Annotated in this window: 10 protein-coding genes and 3 pseudogenes; 2 read left to right on the forward strand and 11 right to left on the reverse strand. The window is 69.6% G+C overall.

Translation table 11 applies throughout. The annotated features are described in order from the left end of the window. Positions 1-2 precede the first annotated feature (2 nt). From BG418_RS08525 to BG418_RS08550, 6 genes are all read right to left on the reverse strand, one after another. Positions 3-2,660 (reverse strand): aldehyde dehydrogenase family protein, encoded by a 2,658-nt coding sequence (locus BG418_RS08525; protein ID WP_188273113.1) that lies wholly within the window; start codon positions 2,658-2,660, stop codon positions 3-5. Between the two features lie 366 nt (positions 2,661-3,026). Further along, positions 3,027-4,418, reverse strand: a complete 1,392-nt coding sequence (locus BG418_RS08530) for an amidase (protein ID WP_188273114.1) — start codon at positions 4,416-4,418, stop codon at positions 3,027-3,029. Beyond that, a complete protein-coding gene (locus BG418_RS08535; protein WP_188273115.1) occupies positions 4,405-4,614 on the reverse strand; it encodes a hypothetical protein in 210 nt (69 codons plus the stop codon). Before BG418_RS08535 ends, BG418_RS08530 begins: the two co-directional genes overlap by 14 nt. Positions 4,615-4,753: 139 nt before the next feature. Continuing rightward, entirely contained in the window at positions 4,754-5,686 is a 933-nt protein-coding gene (locus tag BG418_RS08540; protein WP_188273116.1) for an MBL fold metallo-hydrolase, read from the reverse strand. 48 nt (positions 5,687-5,734) lie between these two features. Continuing rightward, positions 5,735-5,878 carry a hypothetical protein gene (locus tag BG418_RS08545; protein WP_188273117.1) on the reverse strand — a complete coding sequence of 48 codons (144 nt, stop codon included), beginning with the start codon at positions 5,876-5,878 and terminating at the stop codon, positions 5,735-5,737. Positions 5,879-5,956: 78 nt separating this feature from the next. Continuing rightward, positions 5,957-6,541 (reverse strand): TetR/AcrR family transcriptional regulator, encoded by a 585-nt coding sequence (locus BG418_RS08550; protein WP_188273118.1) that lies wholly within the window; start codon positions 6,539-6,541, stop codon positions 5,957-5,959. Between the two features lie 188 nt (positions 6,542-6,729). Between BG418_RS08550 and BG418_RS39700 the strand changes: the two are divergent. Further along, positions 6,730-6,876 (forward strand): annotated as a pseudogene (locus BG418_RS39700) (TetR family transcriptional regulator); the annotation flags it as partial. 57 nt (positions 6,877-6,933) lie between these two features. On the opposite strand, the gene BG418_RS08555 reads toward BG418_RS39700, so the two are convergent. After that, a complete protein-coding gene (locus tag BG418_RS08555) occupies positions 6,934-7,812 on the reverse strand; it encodes a ricin-type beta-trefoil lectin domain protein (RefSeq protein WP_188273119.1) in 879 nt (292 codons plus the stop codon). 19 nt (positions 7,813-7,831) lie between these two features. After that, positions 7,832-8,812 (reverse strand): ricin-type beta-trefoil lectin domain protein, encoded by a 981-nt coding sequence (locus BG418_RS08560; protein WP_188273120.1) that lies wholly within the window; start codon positions 8,810-8,812, stop codon positions 7,832-7,834. 478 nt (positions 8,813-9,290) lie between these two features. Between BG418_RS08560 and BG418_RS39705 the strand changes: the two are divergent. Further along, positions 9,291-9,443: pseudogene (locus BG418_RS39705) on the forward strand (alpha/beta hydrolase); the annotation flags it as partial. Between the two features lie 253 nt (positions 9,444-9,696). Here BG418_RS39705 and BG418_RS41120 read toward each other — a convergent pair. From BG418_RS41120 to BG418_RS08575, 3 genes and pseudogenes are all read right to left on the reverse strand, one after another. Further along, a pseudogene (locus BG418_RS41120) lies at positions 9,697-9,933 on the reverse strand (hypothetical protein); the annotation flags it as partial. Positions 9,934-9,976: 43 nt separating this feature from the next. Next, positions 9,977-10,327, reverse strand: coding sequence for a hypothetical protein (locus BG418_RS08570; protein WP_188273121.1), 351 nt, complete (start codon positions 10,325-10,327; stop codon positions 9,977-9,979). 497 nt (positions 10,328-10,824) lie between these two features. Next, a complete protein-coding gene (locus BG418_RS08575; protein ID WP_188273122.1) occupies positions 10,825-12,297 on the reverse strand; it encodes an FAD-dependent monooxygenase in 1,473 nt (490 codons plus the stop codon). Positions 12,298-12,606 lie beyond the last annotated feature (309 nt).

The raw sequence follows: 12,606 nt of genomic DNA on the forward strand, positions 1-12,606 counted from the left end.
GGTCACCTCCCACGCACCGCGGCAGGAGCAGCCGTCGGGAGATTCCGCGCCACGGCCTGCGATATGAGCAGGGGTTCGGCGTGCCGCTCGCCGCCGTAGGAGAGGTAGTTCGCCCTCAACCCGAATCCGCCGAACGGGCGGTTGCCGTCGTCGGCTTCGAGCAGCGTGTGGTTGACACAGGTGTGGTGACGCTTGGACAGAACATCCACCGTCTCCGGATCGTTTCCGTAGACCATCGCACCCAGCGCGCGCTCGCTGAAGTAGGGGCTGGACAAGCGTTCACGCAACCGCCTCGCACTGGGATAGGCCACGACGTTGAACACCGGGGCGAACATCTCGGCAAGGGGGATCTTGTCGTCGAAGCCCCAGAGCAACACGGTCGGCTCGATCTTGCGGGACAGCAGATCGATGTGCCCGCCGTGCCGGATGTGACGTAGATGCCGCACCAGGTAGTCCGAGCAGTTCACCAGCGCCGAGTCGTAGTAGATCGGACCGTAGTCGGCGGCAGGGTCGCTGTTCTGCCCGAAACTCAGTGAAGTCAGCTCGGTGGACAACAGGTTGACGAAGTCCTCAGTGCGGCCCTGCGGCGCGAACACGACGTCGGGGCCGAAACAGTCCTGGCCCGAGTTGTAGAGCCGGATTCGCGCGACGTCATGTGCGGCACGCTTAAGATCGGCATCGGGTGCGATCACGAAAGGGTTGATGCCGCGACCGAAGAAAAGGAAGAGCTGGTCGTCCGCCAGCCCTTCGCGGATGATCTCGGCATTGGCGTAATCACCGGTGAAGACGATGAGGTCCGCCTCGCGCACCGGACCCGTCAGGAACTTGCGCTGACTGAGGTCGCAAAGCTCGACGGGTAAGCCGTGCACCGGCGCCAGCAGGGCGTGTAATCGCCGCATCTGACTGTTGATCTGCGAGGACGGCCGAAAGGAGATTCTGTCGACGTAAAGGGACGCCACCAGCATGTACAGCGCGTAGGAATAGAGCGGAATATTGGAAGGCATGAAAACTGCAGCCCGAGGCACACAGCCCGGCCGGACCCGGCGAATCTCCTCCTCCGCGCCGTCAAGGGTGGCGAGGAACGAACGAATCTCCGCGCCGGCAGTGTGGTGGGGCGAGATTTCGGTGAGAATCCTCATCACCGCCTCTTCGTTGTCCGCCACGTACCGGCGCACAGCGCGCAGCGCATCGACACGGTCGGCGAAGGGGATGCGGGAGTCGGTCGCGCCGACGGCCGAACCGGACGCGATCGCGTCGGTGGTCGTGCGGTACGACGCGGGCAGCGAGGTCATGGCGATCTCCTCCAGAGCGGTCAGGTCGGGCTTTCCCGTGCTCGTGAGAGGCAACGCCGGAAGCACGACAATGTGGTCGGGCTGCTCGTAACGGGCCAGCACAGGGCGCAGCACCCGTTTCCAGTGCGCGGGCTCGTGATCGTCCGGGTCCGCGATCACGAACACCAGACGACAGCCCAGACGCTCGTCGGGGACGGCGACGACCTCCGTCTGCGCACCGGCCGACTCCGCCCGCTCGGCGAGGTGGTCGGGATAGAGGGTGTGGCCGTCACGGTGCACGGCGCGCTTGCGCCCGACCGGGAAGACGCGGCCCGCGTCGTCGACCAGGCCGATGTCGCCGGTGCGGTGAACGGGACCCGGAACCGGAACAATCCCACCGTCATCGCCCAGATGACCGGTCATCAGGCCCTCACTGCGTACGACGAGCTCGCCGAGCCGGCCGTTGGGAAGCGGCCTGCCCTGGTCGTCGTGGACCTCGACGACCACGCCGGGCAGCGGCGTGCCGCACCCGACCGGATCGGCATGCGACGCCAGCGCGATGTTTCCCAGCTCGGTCGCTCCATAGCCGTCGAGCAAGTGCCGGCCTGTGCGGGCGTGGAACCGAGCAGCCAGGTTGCGCCCCAGCGGCGCGCCGCCCACGCACCAGGCCCGTACCGTCTTCAGTGCGTCTGCGAGGGCGGGGCGACGGTCGAGCAGGTTGAGCAGGCTGTAATAGGTCGACGGGGCCCCATCGACGATGGAGAGGCCATGGTCCACGCCCACCGCAAGCGCACGGTCCAGGCGCGTGGTTGGCCCGTACACCACAAGCGTGCCGCCGCCCAGCCACCAGCAGAGGACCAGCGACAGACCGTATTGGTGGGAGTACGGCAGGACGGGCAGGAAGACGTCGTCGGGCCGGTACCCCATGCGTTCCGCGCTGAGCGCGAGGTTGTCCAGAATCGAACGACCGGAGCGGACAATGCCCTTGGGGCTCCCTGTCGTACCCGACGACCACGAGATCGCGGCGTCCTGGCGCCGCGCCCAGGCCGCGACATCGGGCACGGCCTCCGTGTTCGATACGGGCCGCGGCACCGCGATGTCGGGCGTCCCCTCACTGATGTCGAGCACCACACGCGCCTGGGCACGGATCCGCGATCGCTGTGACGGGGTCACTCGGTGATCGGCCAGGACCACCGAGGCATCGAGATGAATGAGCGCGAGCAGAACGACGACCCATTCCGGTGAATTGGCCCCGCTCACCATGACCCGCGACCCGGGTTCAATGCCGCGGCGTACAAGAAGTTCAGCGCAACCGAATACGCGGGCCGCGATATCGCCTGTCTCCCAGATGCGCCCCTCGGGCGAGATCAAGCGTCTTACGACGGGCAACTCCTGCTCCTTGAAGCTTATTCGCGGGCCTGGCCCGGCGCGTTCCAAGGGCTGTGGCCGGCCACGATGCGAGAGGGCTAAGGGCGCCGCGAATGTACCTCCTTGGTGTCGGCGGGCGTGCTCAGCTTCCTGGACATGCGCGTTCGCAGACTCTTGATCCCGCGATAGCGTCTACTTCCGTTCAAGAAGATCCGTCTCACAGGACTATCCCATACCTGCATCACCGTCGATGATGCCTATTGAGCCGAATTCCTGGTGGGCGAGGTGACGGACAAGTGGCCGGGACGCGCTGCTGTTCCGTCCGCGGGGACTGCGGGCGGGTGACCAGCGATAAGCCCACCTCACCCTGCTTCGCGGCTTCCGCGATCAGGCCGCTGTGGCGAGCGCCCGGGCGGGCTGTGTCTGCTCGTAGGCGTGCCCGACCCGCAGGAGGGTGGGCTCGCCGAGGGGTCGGCCGAGCAGCTGCATGCCGATGGGCAGGCCCGCCGCGTCGTGGCCGACCGGAACGGTCAGGGCGGGCACTCCGGTGATATTGGCGGGGGCGCAAAGGCGTACGTAGGCGTCGGAGACGCTCTCGGCCGTGCCGTCGGGCCAGGTGACCGTCTCCTCGTCGGCCCCGACCGCGGGCATCGGGACGCTCGGGGCGACGATCACGTCGACCTCCTCCAGTATGCGGGCCCACTCGGCGCGCATGAGTGTGCGGGAGCGTTGAGCGCGTACGTAGTCACCGGCACTCATCAACTCGCTTGCCTCCAGAAGGATGCGGACGTCCTCCTGGTACAGCTCGGGGACCGTTCGCAGGCTGCCTTCGTGGTAGGCGCCGGCCTCCGGCACCATCAAGCCCCACTGGGTTGCCTGGATGTAGCGGGTCATCGGGATGTCGACGTCGACGAGCTGTGCGCCCAGGGCTTCCAACTGCCCGATGGCGTGCCGGACAGCGGTCTCCACCTGGGGGTGGACGTTGTCGAAGTAGTAGGTGCGCGGCACGCCGATGCGCAGCCCTGTCAGGTCCGTGCCGGCACCGGGCCGGTAGTCCGCGACGGGCACCGACAGCGAGGCGGGGTCGCGCGGATCATGTCCGGCCAGCGCGGTCAGGACCAGGGCCGCATCCTCGACAGTTCGGGTGATCGGGCCGACGTGGTCCAGTGACCAGGACAGGGAGGTGACGCCGTGACGGGGGACGAGACCGTAGGTCGGCTTGAGGCCGACGACACCGTTGAGCGCGGCTGGCACCCGGATCGACCCGCCGGTGTCGGTGCCCAGGGCGAAGGTCGCGGCGCCCGACGCGACGGCGACCGCGGAGCCGCCGCTGGAGCCGCCGGCGACCCGGCCCAGGTCCCAGGCATTGCGGGTCTGCGGGGTGGTCAGGCCGAACGCGAATTCGTGGGTGTGGGTCTTGCCGAGCAGGATCGCGCCGGCCGCGCTCAGACGCGCGGCGACGGTGCTGTCCGCTGTCGCGCGGTGGTCGGCGCGGACCCGGGAGCTGGCCGTGGTGGCCATCCCACCGACATCGATGAGGTCCTTGAGCCCCATCGGGATGCCGTGCAGCGGTCCCCGGTAACGGCCCTGCGCCACTTCCTGTTCGGCTTCGCCCGCCGCCCGGCGGGCCTGCTCCGCGGCGACCGTGACATAGGCGCCGAGGTGCGGCTCCGTCTTCTCGATCCGATCGAGGACGGAGTCGACCAGTTCGAGGGGGGACAGTCGCCGGGCCCGGATCGCGTCCGCGGCGGCGGCGAGGGACAGCTCATACGGCTGCATCGTGCTTCTCCTGTCCGGCGTGGTAGGCGGCAGCGGGCGGGGCGTCCGCGAAGTCCAGCTCGCGCAGGACCGAGACGACGCTGTGGATGTGGTTGGCGACCGCGGCGACCGCGGCGTGCCGCTCGGCGGGCAGCTCAAGTCCGGCGCGGGCGGCCCAGCGGGCGGCCTCTGGCGGTGTGAGTTCGACGGCGGACATGGATGTTCTTCCTCTCGGTGGAGGTTGGAGCGGCGGTGTGACCGACGCCCGGAAGGCCAAGGATTCGCTTTAGCCAGCTACAGACGCCGCGGCAGCTCGGCAGCCCACGCGGGAGCGGCCGAGGGGGCCGACCGCGCGGTCAGGCCGCGGTGGCCGGGATCTCGGCGCCGTGGTCGCCGAGCAGCCGGTAGCGGCCGTTCTCCCGGCGGACGGTGCCGGCCGTGGGCCGCGGGAAGTGGGTGCCCATGAGCAGCGTGTCCGTGTCCGCCAGGGTGTCGAGCAGCCTGGCACGGGTGCGGATCGCCTGGGCGGGGTCGATGTCGACGCAGCTGTGCACGTGGGGGTGGGACAGCTGCACGGGGTGGTGGATGCTGTCGCCGGTGATCAGCGCGCGGCGGTCGCTGCCGTGCAGTTCCACGGCGACCTGCCCCGGGGTGTGGCCCGGGGCAGGGACCAGCAGGACGCCCGGCGCCACCTCGTGCCCCTGATCGGGCACGTCCACGAGGTCGTACTGTCCGGCGTCGCGTACGGGGGTGACGGAGTCGCGGAACATCTGGCGTCGGGCCTCGTCCAGGTCGGTGGCGGCCCAGTGGTCCCATTCGGTGCGGCTGGTGAGGTAGCGGGCGTTGGGGAAGGTGGGAACCCAGTCCTCACCGGCGAGGCGGGTGTTCCAGCCGACGTGGTCGGTGTGCAGGTGCGTGGTGATCACCAGGTCCACGGACTCGGGCGGGAAGCCGGCCGCCGTCAGGCGCTTCAGGAAGTCGGTGTCGAGACCGTTCCAGGCCGGGTTGGCGCGCGGCTTGGCGTTGCCGATGCCGGTGTCCACGACGATCCGCAGCCCGCCCGCCTCCACCGCGAAGCTGTGGCTCGCCAGACGGGGGACGTCGGCGTCGGCGAAGTCGGGGCGCAGCCACGACGCTTCGTCCAGCACCTCCTTGGTGGCGTCCGGCAGCAGCCAGGGTCCGGTCTGGCGCGGCAGTTCGATCTCGTCGACGCGGCGTACGGCGATGTCGCCGAGGCTCCATCCCATGCGTGGGGAAGAAGTGGCTTGACGGGGCGTGGCGTTACTCATCGGTGGGTTCCTTCGGATGGGGCGGTGCGGCGGGAAGGCAGGATCCGGTCAGCCGGTGCTCGGCTGCCGCACGGCGCGGACGAGACCGATCAGGGTCAGCAGAACGGCCGTCACGGCGTAGAGCGGCGGCCCGCAGGCCGTACACGTCGGCCAGGAAACCGACGAGGACGGCGGGGCCAGGACGCCGAGCATGGAGCACCCCTCACACCTAAAGGCAAACGCTTTGCGTTAGACAGAGAGTAGGCCCCGCCCCACCCAAAACGCAAATCTTTAGCTTTTGGCCGCTGAAGGGAGCGGACCCCGGCCGAGCACCGACGCCACGAGCCGGTCGGTGTAGGCCGCCGACAGATCCGAGGGACGAAACAGGATGCGGTACATCAAGGGGGCGACGACGACGTCCAGCAAGGTCTCCACATCGGGCACGGCCTCCCCGCGCCCGGCCGCGCGCACACCGATGACCTTCAACTGCTCGACGGCGTAATCGGAGCAGCGGACCGCATTGCCCTGCTCCGGGTCACCCAGCAGGGCGTCGCGGATGTACGTGCGGCCCGCCGTCGAGGACATCTCCTCCGCGAACTGCACCACCCACGCCTCCAGGTCCGCCCGCAGGCTGCCGTGGTCGGCCGGCGCACCATCGGGGCGCAACCGCTCGACGGCCACGTCGGACAGCAGCTCCCGCAGGTCCCCCCAGCGCCGGTAGACGGTGGACGGCGTCACCCCCGCGCGGGCGGCGATCAGCGGCACGGTGAGCGCGTCCCGCCCCACCTCTGCCTCCAGGTCACGGACAGCCTGATGCACGGACTGCTGGACGCGGGCGCTGCGCCCGCCGGGGCGTGTGGTCGCTCGGGCACTCATGCACCCACCTTAATGCGAAGAAGTTGCGTCCGGGCCGACCAGACCCCGCAGACTCTGCCCGTACAGAACATCGCGGAGCCAGTCGCCCCGCCGGCACAGCACCGCCCTGGACCGGGCACCACGCACGGCCGAACCCCCACCCGTCTCGAAACCGCGCGCACAGGCTGGCCGGCGACGCGGTCACCACCGCCTCCGCCGCGGACGGCCCGCGCGGACGGGCCACCGCCCTCGCCGCGCCTACCGCGACTTCGCCGCACGCAATCCGGCGGTCTACGGCCCCTTGTTCCAGCTCGACGGCGGCCTGGGGTTCGCGCGGGAGGGATACCCCAGAGCCGCCGACGCGTGCCGGACGCGGACCGCCACGGCCCCGCGTCCGGCACGCGTCGGGGTGATCAGTCTCCGGGGATCGTGAACCGCTGCCGGTCGGACCCGTCGCACGCGGCCATCTGGAGCCGACTGCCATTGGACGTATTGCCGTTGGGCACGTCCAGGCAGTACCCCCACTGGGCGTTCCGCAACTGCCCCGACTCGTAGGACCACTGCTGAGGCGGCGTGCTGTTGCACACCCAGAGCTGGGCCTGTGCACCCGTGGACGCACCCGCCGCGTCCAGGCACCAGTTGCCCAGGTCACCGGCGCGCAGCGCCGAGCCTTCGCGGCGCCACCACTGGGCGTTGGTGTTGTTGCAGTCGTACGTCTGGACGGCCCGGCCGTTCTCGGCCCGGGAGCCTGCGACGTCCAGGCACTTTCCGTCCTTGCCCTGGATCTCGCCGCCGGGCACCCGCTGGAAGGAGACGTTCCCGCCCGACCGGCTCCCGTGCCCGTAGAAACCCCAGTTGGACCAGCCTCCGTCGCTCTGGAGCTGGAAGTCGCCCGATTCGAAGACCCAGATGTTGTAGTAGACGCCGCTCGACTTCCGTACCAGCGCCCGGAATCTGAACCCGGTGAGGCTATGGGTGAAGCGGGCGTCGGAGACCGTCACGAGCAGGTTGTAATGGCCGTTCAGGGACGGGCCCAGGCCGTTGACCAGGCTCTGGACGTAGTCGCCCCGGCTCTTGGACTTGTTCTGCTGGTGGAGGTCGCGCAGCCGTTGGTCGAGCCCCCAGACGGGCTGCCCCTGGGTGATGTTCACCTCGTCGTCGGCGGTGGCGTGTGCGGCCGCCGGGCGGGCGGGCGCGGCCTGGGCCGGGAGGACACCGCCGACTCCGAGCGCGAGTGCCGTGCAGGCGAGCAGCGTGATGCGCGCGCCGCGCCGGACTGCTGTGGTCGTCATCTTCGTCTCGTCTCCGGGGCTAGGGAAGGGTGAACCGCTGGGTGGGACCGTCGTTGCACGGCATCATCTGGAGCCGGTTGCCGTTGCCGGTGTTCCCGTTGGGGATGTCCAGGCAGTAGTTCCATTGGCGGTTGCGCAGGGAGCCGTTGCCGACGTAGTCCCACTGCTGGGGCGGGCTCCCGTTGCAGTCCCACAGCTGTGCCTTGTCGGTCCAGCCGGCTCCGCCCGCGTCGAGGCATTTGTTGCCGGGCAGGCCGGACCTGAGCGCGAGTCCGTCCCGGTACCACCACTGGGCGTTGGTTGCGTTGCAGTCGTACATCTGGATCGGGGTGCCCTTGTTGGTGGAACTCGACTGCACGTCCACGCACTTGTTCTGCTGGTCCTGCTTCTTCAGGCTGTTCCCGTCGGCCTGGTGGAAGACGACCTCGGGACCGTTCCTGGTGAAGCGCCCGCAGAAGCCCCAGTTGCGCCACCCGCCGTCGCTCCTCAGACGGAAGCTGCCGGATTCGAAGATCCAGTAGTGGTACGTGGCGGAGCCGTCCCAGCTGTAGTGGAGCCGGCCCTCCCAGCGCACGCCGTTGAATTTGGTGTCGTAGGAGGCGTTTTCCTCCTTGACCATCAACACGTTGTAGTGGCCCTGGACCATGGCGCACGAGTCGTTGATCACGCCTTGGACGAAGGCCCCCTGGTCCTTGGCCTTGTGGTTGTCGAAGATCTGGAACAGATAGGTGATGATGTCGATGAGCGCCTGAATGGCGTCGACCGGCCCTGCCGCGGCCACGGCGCGCGGGCTCGGCCCGCGCACCCGCAGCGCCTCGGCCGTACGTTCGGAGATTGGCCGCAGGGGCGCGTCCTGGCTGTCGGTACCCATGCGTACGCCCGCCGTCGGGGCCGGTTTCGCGACGGCCGGCGCGGCGAGGGCGGACGCCTCCATCCCGCCGGCCAGCAGTACGGTGGCCATGAGGGCGGCGATGAGTCCGATTCGCGATCTTCGTAACATAAGCGTCTCCTGTGGGGTGTGGGACGGGATTCGTTCGTCACGTGACCGTAGGTGTGTCCAGTCAATATTCGATAAATACGGAATCGATGGGTGGGCGGCGTTCTCGGCGGTGAGCGGCGTTCACGCGGTATGGGCCGGTCCACCGGCCGCCCGCCCTACCGCGGCACCCGCAACGGCGAACGCCGAACCCACTCCGTCTCGGCCTCCGCCGACCGGCCACCCGCGGGCCCTCCGACGGAGCGGCTCGATTCCGCCCTTACCGGGTACCTAGTACTGCGTTCCTCATAGGGCGTACACATAGCGGCGCCTGTGTGTCCGGGTGGGAGGTGCTGGTTGTCCCCAGATCCAGGGGCGGGCACGGGTGCTGAGCTGGGCGGTGGCCAGCTCGGTGGCATGGGCGATGTCGTGGGGGTTGCAGAAGGAACGGCCGTCCAGGGCGGTCTTGCGGTCCGGGGCCCCGGCTGCCGCACAGTCGCTGGCATTGGGTCCAGGCGGGGCGTCCCCGCAGCTCCGAGACGCGATCAGCCCGGAACCCGACGCCTCGACCAGCCTGCACCCCGACCGGGCTGTCGCCACCCTCTACACAGGCTGCCCCGAACCTCTCGCCGCCTGGGCGGTTGGCCTACTGCGCAGCTTGGTGGTGAACCCGCCGCGCGATCGTCCCAGTCCGTGATCACCAGGCTCGGCGAACACGCCACCCGGCAGTTCCTTCTGCAGGTCGCCTGCTTGCGGACCCCGGCTGCATGCTGATGGGCGCGGCACACCGTGGAGTCGACGCTCAGGTCCCACGTGATCGCACCCTCCGCATCGGCCAGGGACTGGAGCCGGGTGAGGATTCGATGCCAGGTTCCGTTCCGCTGCCATCGGCGGAACAGGTCGTAGATCCGTCCCCACCGTCCGTACTCGACGGGGACGTCCCGCCACGGAACACCTGTCCGGACACCGCGGCGGCCGCCGGTCCGGACCGACCCCCGTCCGGACCGGCCGACGGCACGCACGTCGCGAAGGCACGAGGCGTGCGCCACGGGCGAACTCTCAGGGCTTGAGACACCCGTGGCGCGGACAGGGCACCCGTCGCCTGACCAACGGCGCCCCGGCTCTTCAGTCGCACCGGGCGTCACGAAACGACCGACCGCGGGAGGGCCGGCCGTTCGCCGAGCCCGGTCAACTCTCGTGCCGCAACTGGACTGTCAGGCAGCCCCGGCCGTCTGCTACGACATGGAGATGCGGCGGGAAATCATCGCTCTCGCAGACGTTCACGCACCTGTGCTTCCCGCTCCATCGCAGGCGGAGAACACCTTGGCCGACCACTGGGGCCGACTCGGTCCGCGCCCTGACGACGATCTGAACGTCCTCCTCCGGCATGCGCTGCCCCAGCTCAAGCGGCAGGACCGTGTAGCCGGCTCCCGACGTGACGTGGGCGACCGTGGCGCTGTTCAAGGGAATGACCTTCAACTCGTAACTACCAGGAGTCTTCCCCAGCGAGTCGACGAGCCGCACCTTCGTTTCGTACATGGCGGTGAACTCCTCATGACGGCCAAGACAGAGGCAGCGGCGCCCAGTGCACACTGCTGGCCCGCATGTCGTACCGCACACCGAGCCGGACAGCGACCGCCCTCCGCAAGGAATCCACCCCAACACGACCGGCACACATCGACGACGCGACGGACTCCCCCATTCCAGATAGAGCCCCGGTGTTCCGCACCCCACCACGCCCGCCCACCTCACCCATCCGCCCCGACCGTCGACCACGCAACCCCCTTTCTCCGTAGCCCTGTTGGAACCTTTGGAGGAGGAACCCACCTGGCCATCACGACCACCTCAATGGGACTCCGGGCGAAAGCCAGTGAAGTGGTCAGGCGTGACGCCCACACGATCGTTGCGGTCAGGAGGCGTTCGGCGGTGATGCCGTGGGGGCGAACCAGGCGGTGGCCCGCTGGAGGAAGGCCGCGCATGTGGGGGCGGTCCCGTCTGGCCGAGCGGAGTCGGCGGGTGGGCTCGTCGAGCCGCGTTCAGCGGCACAGGGTGCGCAGAGTGGTGAGGCAGTCTGCGGCCCGGCGCTGCGGGTCGGTGTCGGTGCTGGCCCAGGCGATCCGGGCGTCCGGCCGGATGAGGACGGAGGTGACGTTCCGCCAGATCGGCTGCGCCGCCTTGGTGTTGACGGTTCCTGCCCGTTGCTCCAGGCCATCGGTGCGGCACGGTGTCCGGGTCCCGCCGAGGTCCAGCAGTAGTGGTCGGCCATGGTGCATCAACGGGTGGGCAGTGGGTGCGTCGGCCGTGTCCAGGGCGAGGCCGGCCAGTCGGGTGCCGTTCAGCGGGTGCGCGCCGGGTGTGGTGTCGGCGGGGATCGGGGCGTCGAAGCCGGCGATCCGGCGGGCCCACTGGCGGTTGGTCTGCGGTTCGGCGAGCGCGGCGGACCAGACCCCGCGCAGGGCGATCTGCTCCGGGCTCGCCGCGGCGAACAGGGCGAGCTGCGCGCGGGTGTTGTCGATGACGGCGCGGGCGGCCGGTCGACGCTCCGTGTCGTAGGTGTCGAGTAGTCCATCGGGCGCCCGGCCCTGGAGGGTGGCAGCCAGCTTCCAGCCCAGGTTGGTGGTGTCCTGGATGCCGAGGTTCATGCCCTGCCCACCGGCCGGGAAGAACATGTGCGCCGCGTCCCCAGCCACCAGCACCCGTCCGGCCCGGTACCGCGCGGCCTGGCGGGTGGCGTTGCCGTAACGCGACAGCCACCGGGGGTTGCGGATACCGAGGTCCCGTCCCAGCAGCGTGCGGGTCTGCTCGCGCACCTCCTCCAGCGTCAGCGGTTCGCCGGTCCCGCGGTGCATGGTGGCTGTGGAGAGCCCCGCCAATCGGTGGACGCCGTCGCCGATCGGGGCCGCCAGGAACGAACCGGCCGGCCCGGTGGCGGCGAGCGGCGCGGTGGGCGGATCGTCGAGTTCTACGTCGGCGAGCCACCCGGTCAGTGTGGTGTCCTGACCGGGGAAGTCGATGCCGACGGCCTGTCGTACGGCGCTGCGGGTGCCGTCGCAGCCCACCACCCAGCGGGCCCGCACCGTCCGGTGGGTGCCGTCGGCCCGGATCACCACCTCGACGGCATCCGGCCCCTGGGTGAGCGAGACGACCTCCTGCCCGCGCAGCACCAGGGCGCCCACGGCGACCGCGTGCTCTTCCAAGAGTTGCTCGGTGACGGACTGACCGAGCGCCAGCATGAAGGGGTGGACCGCCCCGACGGTGGAGAAGTCCAACCGGGTGGTCGCCGCCCCGAAGTGGCCGGTCGGCACCGGCGTACCGCGTTCGATGAACCGTTGCGCGAGGCCGCGGGTGGCGAAGGTGTCCAGCGTGCCGGCCTGCATGCCGACCGCGCGCGACCGTCCGTCCGGCGCCGCCCGGCGTTCCACGACGGCCACCTCCACCCCGTGCAGGCGCAACTCCGCGGCGAGCCAGAGCCCCACCGGGCCGGCCCCGGCGATGAGCACGTCGAACATGGCAACCACTTCCTCTCACTCGTGTCCCATTGCGAGTTCCCCGCTTGCCGCTTCAAGCGCCGTCACATGAGACAGACACCGACGCACTGTGCAGCAGCGGGGAGTTCGGGCATCACCCGGTTTCACATGCCTCGACCGGCGGAGCTGACCGTGACCTCCTCCGGGGCGGGGCGGCGTCAGAGCGATCGCAGGCCATGTGAGGCCAAGCCCGGCTGGACAGCCCCGGAGGAAAAGCCGTGATGACCGGGCCGCCACCGATCAGCGCGCCGCTGGTCGACGATTCGACGCCCGCCCAGTGCGCAGTGTTCG

Source organism: Streptomyces sp. CBMA152, assembly GCF_014596475.1.
GTDB lineage: Bacteria > Actinomycetota > Actinomycetes > Streptomycetales > Streptomycetaceae > Streptomyces.